Source organism: Flexivirga sp. YIM B11880, from assembly GCF_058148645.1.
In genome coordinates this window covers 822,783-839,670 of record NZ_JBMAMH010000001.1, presented here as the reverse complement: position 1 = coordinate 839,670, position 16,888 = coordinate 822,783, and the positions used below count along the sequence as shown (strand labels likewise).

Sequence of the window (16,888 nt, the reverse complement as noted above, 5' to 3'; positions counted from 1 at the left end):
GCCGTCATTCTTGCCGAGCGGGCGCGCTGAGCACGCGCAGCGAGCCGTGCTGCGCGATCTCGCCGAAGCCGTCCGTGAGCGCGGCCCGCACGACGTGCCACGGTGCCTGACCACCATCGGCAGGATCAGGGAAGACGTCGTGGACGAGGAGCAGCCCACCGGGCACCAGGTGCCGGGCGAAGGCGCGGTAGTCGTGCTGCGCCGTCTCCTCCGTGTGGTTGCCGTCGAGGAAGAGCAGCTCGAGCGGCGAGTTCCACCAGCGAGCAACGACTTCCGTGCTGCCCACTACCGCCGAGGCGACGTCGGCCAGCGAGTCGAGCACCGGCCGGAAGTGCGGCAGCGTGTCGAGCCGGCCGGTGTGTGGATCGACCAGCGAGGCGTCGTGCCACTCCCAGCCCGGCTGGTTCTCCTCGGAGCCGTGGTGGTGGTCGACGGTCACGAGCCGCGCATCGACCGCCCGCGCGGCGGCACCGAGCAACAGCGTCGACTTGCCGCAGTAGGTGCCGATCTCCAGCCAGGTGCCCGGCCGCGCCGTGAGCGCCAGGTCGTGCAGCGCCTCACCCTCGTCGGCGGGCATGAAACCCGCTGTCTTCTCGACGAGTTCGGCCACATCGGGTGGCACCGGCATCAGCCGGCCGCTTCGTCGCGCACGAACGCCTCCGACACGGCGGCGCTCGCGTCACCGGGCCAGCCGGCATCCCGCCAGAGGGCGGCGCCGCCCGTCGTCTGGGTGACCACGTCCGCCGCGAGCAGCACCGCCGCTGCTGTCCAGGAGGTCTGCTCACGCGGCCAGATGACCATGTCCGGCAGGTTGCGGCCGGTCCAGTAGCCACCGGTTTCGTCGTCGCGCAGTCCCTGCAGGTCGGCCAGCACGGCGAGCGCCCGATCCGTGTCGCCCATCGCGTCCAGTGCGGCGACGAGCTCCGCCGATTCGGCCGACGTCACCCACGGCTGATCGCTGACGCAGCACACGCCGTATCCCGGTCGCACGTAGTCCGCCCACGCGGCGTCGATCCGCGCACGGGCCGCCGCACCGCGGACGATGCCCGCCAGCACCGGGTAGTACCAGTCCATCGAGAAGCGTGACCGGTCCGCGAAGGAGTTCGGTCGGGCCCGCAGCGCCTCCGCCAGCCGGTTGCCGGCCCAGCGCCACCGCGGCCGGTCGTGGCCCAGGGTCGCCGCGATGTGGCAGGCGCACTCGATCGACTGCAACGCGCTCGCGCTGCCGGTCAGCAGCGCGAAGTCCGCGACCCGGCCGTCCTCCCCGACGGCCCAGCCGAGCTCGCCGCCGGGATGCTGCGCGCGAATGACGAAATTGATCGCCGCCTCAACCGTCGGCCACAACCGCGCCAGTGCGTCCGTGTGCCCGGTCACCAGGAAGTAGTGCCACAGTCCGACTGCGAAATACGCACATTGGTTGGTGTCCGCGCCGGGATCCTCGACCTGCCCGTCGCGCAGCACCATCGCCCAGGAGCCGTCCTTGCGCTGGGTCGATGCGGACCACTCCAGAGCGCGCCATGCGGCGGACCAGTGGCCGGCGACGGTCAGTCCCATCGCCGCTTCGATGTGATCCCAGGGGTCGAGATGACTGCCGTCATACCATGGGATCGAACCATCGGCACGTTGCTGTCGAAGCACGAAACGCGCTGTGGCAGCGCACTGTTCGGCGCTGAGCACGCCGGGGACCGCGAGACCGCCCGATCGCGGCGCGAGGACCGTCATCCGACCACCTCCGGCTTGGCGAGGTAGACCACGAAACTCTTGCCGAGCACCGGGTTGAGCGCGCGCTCCGCGGCGCGGGTGACGAACGGCGCCTTCATCATGTCCCACACCAGCAGGCGGTGGTAGGCGCGGACCGCCGGGTTGTCGTTGTTGTCAGGGCCGACAGCGCATTTGAGCCACCAGTAGGGCGCGTGCAGCGCGTGCGCGTGATGCTGTCCGTATGCCGCGAGCCCGGCCCCCTCGAGTTTCGCGACCAGCTCGGAGGCACGGTAGATCCGGATGTGGCCGCCCTCCACCTCGTGGTAGGGGTCGGAGAGCTTCCAGCAGACCTGCTCCGGCCAGCTGCGCGGAACGGAGACCGCGACGAGGCCGCCCGGTTTCACGACCCGGAAGATCTCGGCGATGACCTGCTCGTCCTCGTGCACGTGCTCAAGAATCTCCGAGGCGATGACCCGGTCGAAGGTGTTGTCCTCGAACGGCATCGAGCGCGCATCGCCGTGCATGACGGTGCCGGACGCACCGGCGCGCACCTCGCCCGCCAGCTCCATGGCGCCGAACATCGATTTGATGTCCGCCAGGGCGGACTCGGACTGGTCGAACGCGGTCACGAGGCCACCGCGGCGCAGCGCCTCGAAGGAGTGGCGGCCCTGGCCGGCGCCGACGTCGAGCACGGTCATGCCGGGCGACATCGGGAAGACCGAGTCGAAATCCATCGTGATCATCGGTGTTGCTCCTTCAGGTCCGGTGCTCCGGACACCGGGGGTCGAGGGTGGCCGCTCGCGGCGATCACCTCGGCGTAGACAGCCGCGGTCGCGCGGGCCACGGCCGCCCAACTGTACGTGCTCGCGGCCCGGGCACGGCCTGCAGCGCCCATCACAGCAGCTTGCCCCGGAGTGGAGAGCACCTCGGCCAGGGTGTGCGCCAGGGCCGCGGGGTCGCCCGCGGGCACCAGCTGCCCCACGCCGTCAGCAAGGAGGTCGGGCAGCGCGCCGACGTCCGTCGCGACGACCGGCGTGCCGCATGCCATGGCCTCGACCGCCGGGATCGAGAAACCCTCGTAGAGGGACGGAATCACGTGGACCTGCGCGGACCCGATCAGCGCCGCCAGCTCGTCGTCGCTGATGCCGCCGCGGAAGCGGACGCGGTCCACGAGACCGGCCTGGGCCAGCCGCTTCTCGGTGGCGTCGCCAGGAGTCCCGACCACGATCAGTTCGCTCCAGGCTTCCCGCGGCAGCGCGGCGAGTGCGTCGACGAGCACCGCCATACCTTTCAGCGGCACGTCCGCGCTCATGATCGAGACGATCCGCCCGGGCACGCGGGGTTGCGCCGGGGGCCGGAACCGCTCGACGTCGACACCGACCGGCACGATGCTCATCCGCTCAGGCGGCACGCCGAAGTCGGCCGTGATGTCGCGCGCGGACACCTGGGACACGGTGAGCACGTGGGTGCTGCGGCGCGCCACTCGCCGCTGCATCTGCACGAAGCCGTACCACCGGCGCTTGGACACCCGGCCCCAGCCGGTCGCGGCCGTCAGCTCCAACCGGCGGTCACGGCTGATCGGGTGATGGATCGTCGTGAGCAGCGGCAGGCCGCGCCGCTCGAGCGCCAGCAGCCCTGGTGCGAGCGTCTGGTTGTCGTGCAGGATGTCGAAGTCACCGATCCGGCCGCGCAGCAGCCGGGACAGCCGCATCCCGAACGTGCGCGGCTCCGGGAAGCCTGCAGTGCACATCACGCCATACTCGAAAAGGTCGATTGCCGAATGGAACTCCCGCAGAGGCGGCCGCCGGAACGGTTCGTCGGCACGATAGAGGTCCAGGCTCGGCACCGGCGTGAAGCGCACCCCGGGATCCAGCACCGGGTAGGGCGGCCCGCTGAAGACCTCGACCTCGTGCCCGAGCGCCACCAGCTCCCGGGACAGGTTGCGTACGTAGATGCCCTGACCGCCGGAGTGTTCCTTGCTGCGGTATGACGCGAGCGCGATCCTCACCCGACGCGCTCCACGTCCCGAGCCACGGTGTGCAGGTCCGGCAGCGACGACGGGACCTCGCCGCGTCGCACGAACGTCATGTCCGCGGTGACGTCCGCACGCTTCGCGTCGCGCCGGTCGGCGAAGTAGTTCTGCTTGAGGAACCACGGCTTGCGGTCACCCTGCTTGGGCAGCGCGGCCAGCGAGCGACGGACGTAACCGGACGCCAGGTCCAGCGCCGGCGAGCTCGGCATCGCTTCGTGCACGGTCGGATAGCCGTAGGCGTAATCGTGCGAACGCACGTGGTTGACGAACGTGCAGAAGTATTTCGCCGAGAGGTCGGCTCGCAGTGTCCACGAGGCGTTGGTGTAGCCGATGCAGAGTGCCGCGTTGGGCAGGCCCTCGAGCATCAGCCCGCGGTAGATGTAGCGCTCGCCCGGCTCGCACACTTCGCCGTCCACCGAGAGGGTCGCGCCGCCGGCCATCAGCAGGTTCAGCCCGGTCGCCGTGATGATGACGTCGGACGGGATCTCGCGGCCCGAATCCGTCCGAATACCATTGGAATCCACTCGAGAGATCGTGTCGGTGACGATCTCGACCTGGTGGCGCCGGATCGCCGTGAAGAGGTCAGCGTCCGGCACGACACAGAGCCGCTCGTCCCACGGCTTGTAGCGGGGCGTGAAGTCCGCCATACCGACCGAGCTGCCCGCGAGCTGTCGCGCCACGCCCTTGCGCAACACCTTGGTGGCCGCACCCGGCGCCCGCCGGCAGAACTCGTAGAAGCCCAGCGACGTGGCGGCATTCTTCAGCCGGATCGCGTGGTAGGCCTGCCGGGTCGGCAGCACCTTGCGCAGCGCGTGCGCGATCGCGTCGCGGGCGGGCAGGCTCATCACGTAGGTGGGTGAGCGCTGGAGCATCGTCACGTGTGCGCCCTGCCCCGCGAGCGCCGGCACCAGCGTCATGGCGGTGGCGCCGGAGCCGATGACGGTGACCTTCCGGCCGGCCACGTCCAGCCCGCCCTCCGGCCAGAGCTGCGGATGGATCACCTCGCCGGCGAAGTCGTCGAGGCCCGGGATGTCGGGTCGGTAGGGTTCGTCGTAGTTGTAGTAGCCGCAGGCGAGATAGATGAAGTCGGCGCTCACCTGCCGGGGGCCGTCCTGCGTGTCCAGCGTCAGCGTCCACCGTGCCGCGGCGCTCGACCAGTCCGCGGCGGTCACCTTGGTGGAGTAGTGAATCCGCTTGTCGATGCCGTATTTGGCGGCCGTCTGCTCGAGGTAGTGGAGGATGTCGGCACCGTCGGCGATCGACTTGTCGCCCGTCCACGGCTCGAAGGGCAGCCCCAGGGTGAACATGTCGGAGTCGGACCGGATGCCCGGGTAGCGGAACAGGTCCCAGGTGCCGCCGAGTGCCTCACGGGCCTCGAGGATCGCGTAGTCGGCTCCGGGGCACATCGTCTGAATCCGGTAGCCGGCGTCGATGCCGGACAGGCCGGCGCCCACGACGAGCACGTCGTAGTGGTCCTGCACGGGCATCGCGTCTCCTCGGCTTGCCGGTTCGGGGGCGGTTCCAGTCCAAGTTACTCGTGGGTCACTTCGGTCGCCAGCGCGGACCGCCAGGGTAGATCACCGGCCTGACCGGCCCTGGCTAGCATCGGGCAGCGTGACCCAGCCCGAGGTGTATGACGTGCTCGTCGTCGGCGCCGGCCCCAGCGGGAGCAGCGCCGCGCACCGTGCCGCGAACGCGGGAGCACGCACCCTGGTGCTCGATCGTGCGGAGTTCCCGCGCTACAAGACGTGCGGCGGTGGGCTGATCGGTCCGGCGCTCGCGTCGTTGCCGGACGGCCTGAGCGTGCCCGTCCAGCAGGAGATCACCCGCGCGTCCTTCACCCTGCACGGTCGCGCCGCGTTCGAGCGGAGCAGCAACGAGCGCATCCTCAGCCTGGTCAACCGCGCCGACTTCGACGCCGCACTGCTGCGCACCGCCCAGGAGGCCGGCGCCCAGGTGCACACCGGCGTGACGGTCACGGGGATCACCGAGGACGACGAGTCGGTCTGCGTCACCACTTCCCGCGGTGAGGTGCGAGCCCGCGCGGTGGTCGGCGCCGACGGGGCGGCGAGCCGGATCGGCCGGTATGCCGGGGTTCTGCTGCGCCACACCGACCTGGGCCTCGAGGTCGAGCTCGCCCCGGACGCGGCCGCCGGGCACGAGTGGGCCGGCCGGGTGCACCTCGACTGGGGACCGACGCCCGGCTCCTATGCATGGGTCTTCCCCAAGCGCGACGTGCTCACCGTCGGGGTCATCATGGCGAAGGGACGTCCCGCCGAGACCAGGCAGTACCTCGCCGATCTCATTGTTCGCCAGCGGCTTTCGCACCTGCGCGTGGTGCGCGAGTCGGGTCATCTGACGCGCTGCCGCGCGGCGGACTCACCGCTGGGGGTGGGTCGGGTGCTGGTCGCCGGGGACGCCGCGGGGCTGCTCGAGCCGTGGACGCGAGAGGGCATTTCGTATGCCGTGCGGTCCGGCCGGATCGCCGGAGCGTGTGCCGCGCGAGTGGCGGCAGGCCTCCTGACTGCGCGGGAGGGGCTGGCGTCATACACCCGGCAGGTGGGGGACGAACTCGGCGCGGAGCTGCGCGCCGGCGAGCGCACCCTGCGCGCGTTCGAACGCCACCCGTTGGCGTTCCACACCATGCTGCGGACCCGCCCGGGCTGGCGCGTCTTCACCGGGATCACGCGCGGCGACACGACGCTCGGCGGCGTCGTGCGGCACCCGTCGGTGCGGCTCGCGCTGGCGGCGATGAACCGCTGGTGATCTCTCAGACGCTGGTGCCGCCCGACGAGCCGTCGTGCGCACTCACCGCGATGAGGAAGATGGCGAACGCCAGGACCAGGACCAGTTGCACGACGCCGATCACGATGCCGGCGATCGCCATACCTCGGCCGGCGTCCTGCATGGTCTTGGACCGCCGCAGGGCAATGACGCCCAGGATGATGCCGACGATGCCCGAGACCCCGCACAGCACGAACGTGCCCGCGAGGCTGGTGACGAAGGACGCGATGGCCATGCCGTTGCTCGGCTGCGGTTGGTAGGCGCCGTAGGGGTTGTACGGCGGCTGGCCGTAGGGCTGCTGGCCGTACGGGTGCTGCCCGTAACCGGGCTGGCCATACCCCTGCTGGCCGTACGGCTGCTGCCCGAAACCGGGCTGGCCGTACCCCTGCTGGCCGTGTGCCGGCTGGCTCCCCGGGTAGGGATTGGCGGAGCCGGACGACGGCGGGGCATACGGATCGACCGCCGGCTGAGTCCGTGTCTCCTGCTCATGAAAACCGCGGTCGCCGGGTGCCCCGCCATACGGATCAGACATGCGGCCAATCGTACGTGCGCGCTAGCCGACCACCGAGTCCTCGGGCAACCAGCCGTCCGGACCGCTCGACCCGGCGGGGTATTCCTCCATCGGCACCTTGTCGGCCTTCCATGCCTTGAGGACGGGATCCATGATTCGCCAACAGGACTCGGCCGCATCGCCGCGCACCGACAACATGCTGTCACCGTCCAGGATCTCGCGGAGCACCTCGCCGTAGGGGAGCATCCAGCCCGGCGCGAGCTCGGCGCGCAACTCCTTCTGCTCCAGCTCCATCGGGCTGCCCTCGGCGTTCATCGTCAGCACGAACGACACGGCGCCCGGCTTCAGGTCGATGATCAGCTTGTCGGGCTCGGCGTTGTTCTCGAAGCCGTCGGGCACGTGCGGGACCGGGCGGAAGTAGGCGACGACCTGCTTGCGTGGCGTGCCGAGCGCCTTGCCGCTGCGCAGCGTGAACGGGATGCCCGCCCAGCGGTTGTTGCGCACCTCGACCTGCACCTGGGCGAGCGTCTCAGTGCCGCGACTCGCGTCGACACCCTTTTCCTTGATGTATGCCGGAATCTTGCGCCGTCCCAGTGATCCCGCGGTGTAACGGGCACGCTTGCTGGACCGCTTGGGGCTGTTGCCCCACAGGTGCGTCGAGCGCAGCACCTGCGACTTCTGGTCCTGCACCTCCGTGGCGGTGAGCTCGGCGACCGACTCCATCGCGAAGACGGCGAGCACCTGCAGCAGGTGCGACTGCAGCATGTCCTTGAGCGCGCCGGCGCCGTCGTAGTAGCCGGCGCGGCCCTCGAGCGCGAGATCCTCGTCGTAGATGATCTCGACCCGCTCGATGTGCTCGGCGCTCCAGACCGGCTGGAGGATCCGATTCGCGAAACGCAGGCCGATGAGATTGAGCACCGTCGACTGGCCGAGGAAATGGTCGACGCGGAAGATCCGCTCCTCCGGGACGACCCGGTGCAACTGCTCGTTGAAGGCCTGCGCGGTCTTCTCGTCGGAACCGAACGGCTTCTCCAGCGCGAGCCGCGTGTCGGCCGGCAGGTCGATGTCCTCCAGCAGCTTGCAGACACCGATCGAGACGACCGGGGGCAGGGCGAAGTAGATCACCAGCGGGCCGGTGAGCGAGCCGATCAGGTCGGCGAGCTCGCTGGCGTCGAGCACATTCGTGCGCTGATAGCGCGTGCGGGAGAGCACCGACCGCGTCGGACGAGCGGGCACCGGGACGTCGGCGAAAGCGTCCTCGACCCGCTTCTTCCAGTCGGCATCGCTCAGGTCGGTGCGGTCCGCGCCGACGATCGTCACCTTCCGCGCAGGTTCGACCTTCAGCAGACTGCCGACACCGGGCAGCAGCAACCGGCGGGTGAGGTCTCCACCGGCACCGAGGATGAGCAGGGTCACGGAATCGTCTGCGGGCATGGGTCAGAGCATGGCACGGGGGCAGTGGGCTGTTCGGCATGCGGACTTCGCAGGTTGCCGCGGTTTTCTCAGTCCGGTAACCTGACGTTATGCAACGCATCATGACACGTGATTCCAGCCGGCCACTGCGCCGCGGGGCCATGCGTCGCTGTCTGGTCTCCTGACCTCGACCTCCACCGTCGAACCGGACGAATTCCGTTCTCGGATCACGCGATTCACCAGACAGCTGCCAAGGATCACCATGACACCGACCAGTTCGCCGCTCACCCGCACCGTTGCGGCCAGCGAAATGACGTGGCAATCAGAGCTCTTCGCCTCCACCCGGCCGGTGTGGAGCGGAGCCGCTGGGCGAGGCGTTCGCCCGCGGCTCAGCCCACGCGCGGCCTTCCAGGAAGCACTGTGGGGCCGGGCGACGCTGGTCGACATACGACCGCCGGCGCAACGCCGCGCCGAGGGACAGCTGCCGGCATCGTTGACACCGTTGGCGATCGAGCACGCAGCGCTTCGCGCGCGGCTGGACCCGCGCAGCGCCGAACGGTTGCCGATCGCGTCCTCCGAGCTGCGGGTCGTCGTCGTCTGCCAGGAGGGCCGAGCCTCGGCCGATGCCGCACATGTCTTGGCATCGCTGGGCGTTCGTCATGCGACCGACGTGATCGGCGGCTTCACCGCCTGGCGCTCACTCGGGCTGCCCGTCGCCGCCTGAGCCTGGTCGACACCGCGCGTCCGGGTCCCCGCCCAGGCACCCCTCACCCGAGAGGCTCAGAAACCGCCGAGAGGCCTAGAAAACCCGGGCGTCGGCAGGCCGATTTTCTGAGCCTGTCGAACTTTTCTGAGCCTTTCGGCAAGGAGGGGTGGCGGGTCTCCGTGTCAGACGTGGGCGGTGGCAACCGTCTCGCCGTCAATGACGAAGCGTGCGTCGATCGCGATCTCCGAGCGCAGTGAGTTGGCAATGAAGCACTCCTGGTGCGCGACCCTGGTCAACCGCTCGAGCTGGTCGAGCCGGCTGCCGGGGGCGAGGGTGACCACCGGCCGCAACTCGATGCGGGCGATCCACATCGGCGAATTGGCCTGGGGCATTACGCCTTTGGCGTCATCGAGATAATCCAGCACGTCGAGCCGAGCACGCGCCGCCACCGCAAGGAAGGACAACAGCTGGCAGCTGCTCGCCGCGATCACCAGCAACTGCTCCGGATTGACCAATGCCGGGTCACCGCGGAAGTGCGGGTCGGACGACATCGGCAGCGGGCTCAGCCCATCGGGAGCGACGTGGTGCTCGCGCGGGTAGGCGTCATACCCCACAGCGGTCGAGCCCGACCAGGTCAACGTCGTGCGGTAGGAGTGGTCCTCGGTCACGCCGCTCATTCTCGGTCGCGCTGTCGGGCATGGTCCAGTAGGTGCGCCGAATGCCGACTGGCACACTCACCGTCGAGTGGCACACCTGCTGCTGTGCCACTCGGCGTTTCCTGTGCCACTCGACGCGAAGGCGAGCTCAGGCCCCGGTGAAGTGCAGCAGCGGCTGCCCGGCACGGTCCGCGGCCTGGACGACGGTCTGCACGATGGCGCCGGCCACCAGCTCCGGGTTGTCGATCATCGGCACGTGGCCGCAGTCGGGCAGCGTCAGGTGGGAGACCATCGGGAGCTGCCGGCGCGCCGCAACCGCCTGCGACGGCGGCAACAACCGGTCCTTGGTCCCCCAGGCGATCGTGACAGGCACCAGTGGCTGCCGCCGGTAGCGAGTGCGCGTGGCGTGCCAGGCGACCGGCAAGAAGCCCGGCGAGGTGCGCAGGTTGAGGGCGTCGTCATACGCGATGTGACCGGGGACCTTCTCCGGATGCGCGTAGAGCGCCCGCAGGGTGGCCTTGCGCAGCGCCTTGCTGTGGGAGAAGAGCTTGAGCAGCGGGCGCGGCGCGTGCGCGGACACCTTCATCGTCGACAGGTTCGCGACCGCGTTGACCAGCCCGAGCGGTCCCCAAAAGCCAGCGGGCGAGATGGCGGTGGCCGTCGTCACCGAGCCGCGAGCGGCGAGCTCCAGCGCGAACATGCCGCCGAGTGAGTTGCCCGCCACGTGCGGCCGGTCCAGCCCCAGGTGTGTGAAGAGGTCCTCGAGCTGGTCGACGTAGCTGTCCATCCGGTAGCTGTGCGGCCGTGCCGGCGCCGGCGACCGGCCGAAACCGGGCAGGTCGATCGCGATGACGTCGAAGTCACGTGCGAGCAGCTCGAAGGTGTCCCCCCACGCGGACCGCTGGTGGCCGATGCCGTGGATGAGCACCAGTGGATCACCGGACCCCGCCCGTGTGTAATCAATGGAACTCATTGCACCTCGTCTCGCCGGCCGGGTCACGGGACCTGTGGAGTGTCATGTGGGACCTGTATGGCGCCTCGACGCGCGGACAGGTCCGTCCCAGGTTACCCACCGCCGGCGTGCGGCGGGCGTCACGGCAGCGCCGCACTCCGCAGGACCGTCATCGACACCTGCGCGACCGCGCCGCCGGCGTCGTCGTAGGTGATGTCCGCGTCGATCAGCTCGCCCCGCAGCACGTGCGGCAGCCAGATCCGCGAGTCGTCCCACATCCGGCCGGTCGGCAGCGCGGCCACCGGGTGCCACTGCGGGTCCAGCTCGTCGGACGCGGTCAGCTCACCGGTCCACCGGGTGGCGCGGTAGAGCTGCACCGCCATGTCGGTGCCCGGCGTCGCCGGGAAGTGGAAGACGACGCGCCCCGCGTCATACAGGTCAGCGGGCGTGACCACCAGGCCGGTCTCCTCGAAGGTCTCCCGCACCGCGGCCTCCGCGTCGGTCTCCCCCGGCTCGACGTGCCCGCCGATGCCGACGATGCGACCGGTGCCGAAACCGCGTTGCTTCAGCCCGAGCAGCACCTCCTGCGCGGGGCCGGTGTCACGCAGCAGGAAGACCAGGCACATCGGTGTCATCATCACCGGCCAGCATGCCGCGCCGGACCGCACGCCGGCGCACCGGCCTTCCCCGCGTCGTCGCCGGGCTGTGATTTGCGTCTCGTCGTCGGACAACATCGTGGACATCCGCACGCCGCACCGTCCCGACCGACCACCATGGACCTCGTGAGCATCGGAATCCTGACCAGCGGTGGTGACTGCCCCGGGCTCAACGCGGTGATCCGCGGGGCAGTGATCAAGGGCGACCGCATCCACAACGTGTCGTTCCTCGGCATCCGGGACGGCTGGCGCGGCCTCGTCGAGGACGACATCGCGCCGTTGCCGCGGTATGACGTGCGCGGCATCTCGCGCGCCGGCGGCACGATCCTGGGCACCTCGCGCACCAATCCGTTCGAGCACGGCGGCGTCGAGCAAATCCGCAAGGTCATGCAGTCGCGGGGTATGACGGGCCTCATCGCCATCGGCGGCGAGGGCACCCTCACCGCCGCTCGGCGGCTGGCCGACGAGGGCATCCCCGTCGTCGGCGTGCCCAAGACGATCGACAACGACCTGTCCGCAACGGATTACACGTTCGGCTTCGACACCGCAGTGTCCGTGGCGACCGAGTCGATCGACCGGCTCCGCACCACCGCCGAGTCGCACCACCGCTGCATGGTCGTGGAGGTCATGGGCCGGCACGTCGGCTGGATCGCCCTGCACGCCGGCATCGCCGCGGGTGCGCACGCGATCCTCGTCCCCGAGGTCGAGGTGTCGATCGAGGAGATCTGCGGCTGGGTCGAGCAGGCCCGCGACCGCGGTCGCGCGCCGGTCATCGTCGTCGCCGAAGGGTTCGCCCCCTCCGGTGACGAGCACCTCCACGCGCCGCGCGGGCTGGACGCGTTCGGGCGACCGCGGCTCGGCGGCATCGGCGAACGACTGGCGCCGGAGATCGAGGAACGCACCGGCATCGAGACGCGTGCGGCCACGCTCGGACACCTGCAGCGCGGCGGCGTCCCCTCGGCATACGACCGGGTCCTGGCGACCCGCTTCGGCACCGCCGCCGTCGACGCTGTGGTCGAAAAGCGTTGGGGCAACATGGTTTCGCTGATCGGCACCAGCATCGAGCTGGTCGACCTGCACTCCGCGACGACCGTGCTCAAGACGGTCCCCCGCGAGCGCTGGGACGAGGCCGCGATTCTCTTCGGGTAGGGCACGGGACCTCGATACGGCTCGCCCTTGGGGGCTCGCCTACTCGGCCACCGCGGCCTACCGCGGGGCGACCATAACCTCTCGTTACGCCGTCAGCGCGGCGACGAGTTCGGCCACGTATGACGCGACGGCGTCGGACACGTTCACCGCGCCCTCGAGCGGCGGCCCGACGTACTCCGGCGCGAGGAGTCCGGCATCGGCGAGCGCGTGCACCAGCGCATGCTTCACCTCGGGCCGCGGCATGCCCGGCGGCACGGGGAAGGCGTAGACGTCCGCCGGTTCGGTGGCAATCCTTGGGAAGCGCTTACGGACCCGGCCGACCTCCTTGTCCTTGGAGTGCAGGTGCAGCCACGTCCGCAGCGCCGGCGGCATCCCGGTCGTACCCAGGTAGACGATATTCGCCCGCTGGTCGACGCTGTCGGGCAGCTGCCATACATAGACCCACGAATCCGGGCGATCCCCAACGAGTTCGCCGTCTCTCACATGCCAGACCTGTGTGTCGTCCACCCCACAGTTCTACCGCGTGAGCCGATACGTTTGAGGACATGACGCAGTGGCGCGCTGGAGGACCCGATCTCACCAAGCACCTCGCCGACGCGGCACCGGACCAGAACGACCCCGCGCTCCGCAGCGCGGTGCGTCGCTCGGTCCGCCGGCTGGTCCCGTTCGTCGCCCTGCTCTACTTCATCAACTATCTGGACCGCACCAACATCGGCTTCGCGGGTCCCAACGGCATGAACGCCGATCTGCACCTCACCGGCTCGATGTTCGGCTTCGCGTCCGGCATCTTCTTCGCCGGTTACCTCCTGCTGGAGGTGCCGAGCAACATGGCGCTGCACAAGTTCGGCGCACGCCGCTGGATCGCGCGCATCCTGGTGACCTGGGGCATCGTCGCGGCCGCGATCACCTTCGTGCCCAACGCCGGCACGCTCTACCTGCTGCGCTTCCTGCTCGGCATCGCCGAGGCGGGCTTCTTCCCCGGCATCGTGCTCTACCTGACGTTCTGGTTCCCGCAACGCGAGCGCGCCCGGATGACAGCGCTTTTCATGGTTGCGGTGCCACTGTCCAGCGCGATCGGGACCCCGATCTCGTCGCTGTTGATCGACCACGCACACGGCTGGCTCGGGCTGGACGGCTGGCGGGTGATGTTCCTGCTCGAGGGCGTGCCCGCCATCCTGCTCGGCATCGTCACGTGGTTCTTCCTGACCGACCGGCCGGAGAGCGCGCTGTGGATGCCCGCCGCCGAACGCGACGCACTGCAGCGCACGCTCGACGCCGAGCAGCTGGGCCGCAGCCGCGCCTACCAGGTCACCGTCTGGCAGTCGCTGAGCCGCCCGCGGGTGTGGGCGCTGGCGTTCGTGTACTTCGGGGTCGTCTACGGCCTCTACGCGCTCGGCTTCTTCCTGCCCACGATCATCTCCGGCTTCGCGCAGCAGTACGGCACCGATTACTCGATCGTCCAGCGCGGGCTGATCAATGCCGTCCCGTATGTCGTCGGCGCGATCGTGATGATCCCGTGGGCGCTGCACGGCGACCGCACCGGCGAACGCGTCTGGCACGTGGCGGGACCGACGATCGTGGGCGGCATCGCCATACCGATCACGCTCTATCTGGGGAGCCCGTTCGCGGCGATGGTGGCGGTCACGATCTGCGCGGCCGGCATCATGTGCGCGCTGCCGACCTTCTGGGCGCTGCCGACCAACTTCCTGTCCGGTGCCGCCGCAGCCAGCGGCATCGCGCTGATCAACTCGGTCGGCAACTCGGCCGGCTTCTTCGCGCCCTACTTCACCGGCTGGCTCAAGGACGGGACCGGCACCGAGAAGACCGGCCTCTGGCTGGTCGGCATCGTGATGGTCGTCGGCGGGCTGATCGCCGTGCTGCTGGGTGCGGCACCGCCGGCGAAGGACGAGAATGCTGCCGGAGTCCTCGAGCCCGAAGGAGGCACCGGCACATGACCACCATCCTGCTCCTCCACTCGGCATTCGGCCTGCGTCCGGCGGTCACCCGGTTCGCCGACGCCTTACGGGAGCACGGCCACCAGGTCGTGACACCGGACTACTACGGCGGGCACGTCTTCGACGACACCTGTGCCGGACTCTCCCACCGGGACGACGTCGGGCCGGCGAAACTGCTCGCCGGCCTGCGACCGGTGGTCGACAGGTTGCCGGCGGACACGGTGCTGGCCGGGTTCTCGCTCGGCGCGGCCTTCGCGCAGCGGCTCGCCGCCGACCGCCCCGAGGCGCGTGCCGTCATCCTGATGCACAGCGTCGCGGCGCCCCGTGGCGGTGCATGGAGCGGCCAGCCGGTGCAGGTGCATCGGTATGCCGAGGACCCCTTCGTCGACGAGGCGGACCTGGAGGCGCTGGCCGGCGCGGTCCGCGCATCCGGGGCGGCCTTCGAGGATTTCGTGACACCCGGCAAGGGGCATCTGTTCACCGACCCGGACCTGCCCGACGGTGACGCCGAAGCAACAGCGGCGACCGTCCAACGCATCGCCGCCCTGCTCGCCCGCTGAGCGACGGCAAGCCACCGGAGGAAGCCTCCGTTATTGATTGGCATGTGTCAGTGCTGAGAGTTAGCCTGAAGCGCTGCACTTTTCTTATCCGGAGTGCATCGATCAGCCACCTCACATTTGCGGCCGCACCCCAGCCGCGAGGCTGACGAGACCATCACGTTTTGAAGGAGGGGGAGCGTGTCGCAGACCGCACCCGAGTACCCAGAGCACATCGACGGGGCGGTGCTGAAGGTCGCCGGTGTCGTCGTCCTCGGCGCCATCATGTCGATCCTCGACATCACAGTCGTCAACGTCGCGTTGCCGACCTTCCAGAACGTCTTCGGTTCGGGCGGCCAGCCCGTGGCCTACTCGACCGTCGCGTGGACCGTCACGGCATACACGCTGTCCCTCGCCACGGTGATCCCGCTGACCGGCTGGGCCGCTGACCGGTTCGGCACCAAGCGCCTCTACATGCTGGCGATCGTGCTCTTCACCCTCGGCTCGGCGCTCTGCGCGCTCGCGCAGTCCATCGGCATGCTGATCGGCTTCCGCGTGCTGCAGGGCCTCGGCGGCGGCATGCTGATGCCGCTCGGTATGACGATCATGACCCACGCCGCCGGTCCCAAGCGGATGGGCCGGCTGATGGCGATTCTCGGCGTCCCGATGCTGCTCGGCCCGATCCTCGGCCCGATCATCGGCGGCTACCTCATCGAGCACGCCAGCTGGCACTGGATCTTCCTGATCAACCTGCCGATCGGCATCATCGCGCTCACCTACGCGTGGTTCGCGCTCGAGAACGACAGGCCCACCCCGTCGGAGTCCTTCGACTTCGTCGGCATGCTGATGATGTCGCCCGGCCTCGCGCTCTTCCTCTACGGCGTCTCGTCGATCCCGTCGGACGGCATCGGCTCGGCCAAGGTGATCATCCCCGCCGTCATCGGCATCGCGCTGATCATCGCGTTCGTCTTCCACACCTTCCGGCCCGAGCACCCGCTGCTCGACCTGCGGCTCTTCAAGAACCGCCTGCTGTCGCTGTCGACGATCACGATGTTCCTCTTCGTGGCGGCGTTCTTCGGCGGGCTCTTGCTGGTGCCGACCTACTTCCAGCAGATCCGCGGCGAGTCCACCCTGCACGCCGGCCTGCTGGTCGCCCCGCAAGGCATCGGCGCCATGCTGACCATGCCGATCGCCGGCGCGCTGGCCGACAAGTTCCCGGTCGGCCGCATCGTGCCGGTCGGGCTGGTGCTGATCATCGGCGGCATGTTCGCCATGACGCAGATCGACGGGCACAGCAGCTACTGGGGCTACATCATTCCGGTGCTGTTCATCATGGGCCTCGGCATGGGCGCCACCATGATGCCGATCATGACGTCGGCGCTGAAGACCTTGAAGCACCACGAGGTCGCGCGAGGATCGACGCTGATCAACATCATCCAGCAGATCGGCTCCTCGGTCGGTGTCGCGGTGCTCTCGACGGTGCTGACCAACCATCTGAAGGGCTCCAAGGCCGTCGGCATCGCGCAGTCGCTCGGCGAGCAGAAGAGTTCGCACAGCACGCCGAAGTTGAGCCCGGACCAGATGACCTACCTCAGTCAGCACTTCCCGTCGGTCGCCGCCAAGCTGCCCGACCTGGCGGCGCACCCCAAGCAGGCGATGGAGATCTTCGCGCCAGTGCTCAAGGAGGCGCAGAACGCCGGTGGACACGCCTTCGGCAACACCTTCTGGGTCGCCGCGATCCTGTGCCTGCTGACGATCGTGCCGGCGCTGATGCTGCCGCGGAAGCCGCTGCCGGAGGCCGCCGAGGAGGACGTCGCGCCGGTCATGATGCACTGAC

17 protein-coding genes are annotated in these 16,888 nt (G+C 69.4%); 6 read left to right on the top strand and 11 right to left on the bottom strand.

The genetic code is table 11. The annotated features are described in order from the left end of the window. Nucleotides 1-4: 4 nt before the first annotated feature. Genes ACN8HC_RS03905 through ACN8HC_RS03885 form a run of 5 tightly spaced genes read right to left on the bottom strand, consistent with a single transcriptional unit; the run spans nucleotide 5 to nucleotide 5,220 of the window. A complete protein-coding gene (locus ACN8HC_RS03905) occupies nucleotides 5-628 on the bottom strand; it encodes a class I SAM-dependent methyltransferase (RefSeq protein ID WP_490073550.1) in 624 nt (207 codons plus the stop codon). Next, nucleotides 628-1,722 (bottom strand): prenyltransferase, encoded by a 1,095-nt coding sequence (locus ACN8HC_RS03900; RefSeq protein ID WP_490073549.1) that lies wholly within the window; start codon nucleotides 1,720-1,722, stop codon nucleotides 628-630. Before ACN8HC_RS03900 ends, ACN8HC_RS03905 begins: the two co-directional genes overlap by 1 nt. Then, entirely contained in the window at nucleotides 1,719-2,444 is a 726-nt protein-coding gene (locus tag ACN8HC_RS03895) for a class I SAM-dependent methyltransferase (protein ID WP_490073548.1), read from the bottom strand. Before ACN8HC_RS03895 ends, ACN8HC_RS03900 begins: the two co-directional genes overlap by 4 nt. Beyond that, on the bottom strand, nucleotides 2,441-3,709 hold the full coding sequence (locus ACN8HC_RS03890; protein WP_490073547.1) for a glycosyltransferase family 4 protein: 1,269 nt from the start codon (nucleotides 3,707-3,709) through the stop codon (nucleotides 2,441-2,443). Before ACN8HC_RS03890 ends, ACN8HC_RS03895 begins: the two co-directional genes overlap by 4 nt. Beyond that, nucleotides 3,706-5,220: a flavin-containing monooxygenase gene (locus ACN8HC_RS03885; RefSeq protein WP_490073546.1), complete on the bottom strand. Its 1,515-nt coding sequence runs from the start codon at nucleotides 5,218-5,220 to the stop codon at nucleotides 3,706-3,708. Before ACN8HC_RS03885 ends, ACN8HC_RS03890 begins: the two co-directional genes overlap by 4 nt. Before the next feature lie 127 nt (nucleotides 5,221-5,347). On the opposite strand from ACN8HC_RS03885, the gene ACN8HC_RS03880 reads away from it, so the two are divergent. Beyond that, nucleotides 5,348-6,499, top strand: a complete 1,152-nt coding sequence (locus ACN8HC_RS03880; protein WP_490073545.1) for a geranylgeranyl reductase family protein — start codon at nucleotides 5,348-5,350, stop codon at nucleotides 6,497-6,499. A gap of 4 nt (nucleotides 6,500-6,503) precedes the next feature. Here ACN8HC_RS03880 and ACN8HC_RS03875 read toward each other — a convergent pair whose 3' ends face one another. Then, nucleotides 6,504-7,049 carry a DUF4190 domain-containing protein gene (locus ACN8HC_RS03875; RefSeq protein WP_490073544.1) on the bottom strand — a complete coding sequence of 182 codons (546 nt, stop codon included), beginning with the start codon at nucleotides 7,047-7,049 and terminating at the stop codon, nucleotides 6,504-6,506. 21 nt (nucleotides 7,050-7,070) lie between these two features. Next, nucleotides 7,071-8,462 (bottom strand): glucose-6-phosphate dehydrogenase, encoded by a 1,392-nt coding sequence (locus ACN8HC_RS03870; protein WP_490073543.1) that lies wholly within the window; start codon nucleotides 8,460-8,462, stop codon nucleotides 7,071-7,073. Nucleotides 8,463-8,703: 241 nt separating this feature from the next. Between ACN8HC_RS03870 and ACN8HC_RS03865 the strand changes: the two genes are divergently transcribed. Beyond that, nucleotides 8,704-9,165: a rhodanese-like domain-containing protein gene (locus ACN8HC_RS03865; protein WP_490073542.1), complete on the top strand. Its 462-nt coding sequence runs from the start codon at nucleotides 8,704-8,706 to the stop codon at nucleotides 9,163-9,165. 164 nt (nucleotides 9,166-9,329) lie between these two features. On the opposite strand, the gene ACN8HC_RS03860 is transcribed toward ACN8HC_RS03865, so the two are convergent. From ACN8HC_RS03860 to ACN8HC_RS03850, 3 genes are all read right to left on the bottom strand, one after another. After that, nucleotides 9,330-9,815 (bottom strand): OsmC family protein, encoded by a 486-nt coding sequence (locus ACN8HC_RS03860; protein WP_490073541.1) that lies wholly within the window; start codon nucleotides 9,813-9,815, stop codon nucleotides 9,330-9,332. 136 nt (nucleotides 9,816-9,951) lie between these two features. Further along, nucleotides 9,952-10,776: an alpha/beta fold hydrolase gene (locus ACN8HC_RS03855; protein WP_490073540.1), complete on the bottom strand. Its 825-nt coding sequence runs from the start codon at nucleotides 10,774-10,776 to the stop codon at nucleotides 9,952-9,954. Between the two features lie 119 nt (nucleotides 10,777-10,895). Beyond that, the gene (locus tag ACN8HC_RS03850; protein WP_490073539.1) at nucleotides 10,896-11,498 is read right to left on the bottom strand and encodes an 8-oxo-dGTP diphosphatase; all 603 of its coding nucleotides are present in this window, start codon (nucleotides 11,496-11,498) and stop codon (nucleotides 10,896-10,898) included. A gap of 39 nt (nucleotides 11,499-11,537) precedes the next feature. On the opposite strand from ACN8HC_RS03850, the gene ACN8HC_RS03845 reads away from it, so the two are divergent. Next, on the top strand, nucleotides 11,538-12,560 hold the full coding sequence (locus tag ACN8HC_RS03845; protein ID WP_490073538.1) for an ATP-dependent 6-phosphofructokinase: 1,023 nt from the start codon (nucleotides 11,538-11,540) through the stop codon (nucleotides 12,558-12,560). An 84-nt stretch (nucleotides 12,561-12,644) separates the two neighbouring features. Here ACN8HC_RS03845 and ACN8HC_RS03840 read toward each other — a convergent pair whose 3' ends face one another. Beyond that, nucleotides 12,645-13,067, bottom strand: coding sequence for a hypothetical protein (locus tag ACN8HC_RS03840; protein ID WP_490073537.1), 423 nt, complete (start codon nucleotides 13,065-13,067; stop codon nucleotides 12,645-12,647). Nucleotides 13,068-13,105: 38 nt separating this feature from the next. Here ACN8HC_RS03840 and ACN8HC_RS03835 point away from each other — a divergent pair, with 38 nt between their 5' ends. From ACN8HC_RS03835 to ACN8HC_RS03825, 3 genes are all read left to right on the top strand, one after another. After that, a complete protein-coding gene (locus ACN8HC_RS03835) occupies nucleotides 13,106-14,515 on the top strand; it encodes an MFS transporter (protein ID WP_490073536.1) in 1,410 nt (469 codons plus the stop codon). After that, nucleotides 14,512-15,075 (top strand): dienelactone hydrolase family protein, encoded by a 564-nt coding sequence (locus ACN8HC_RS03830; RefSeq protein ID WP_490073535.1) that lies wholly within the window; start codon nucleotides 14,512-14,514, stop codon nucleotides 15,073-15,075. The genes ACN8HC_RS03835 and ACN8HC_RS03830 overlap by 4 nt, the downstream gene beginning before the upstream one ends. Nucleotides 15,076-15,252: 177 nt before the next feature. Then, entirely contained in the window at nucleotides 15,253-16,887 is a 1,635-nt protein-coding gene (locus tag ACN8HC_RS03825; RefSeq protein WP_490073534.1) for a DHA2 family efflux MFS transporter permease subunit, read from the top strand. Nucleotide 16,888 lies beyond the last annotated feature (1 nt).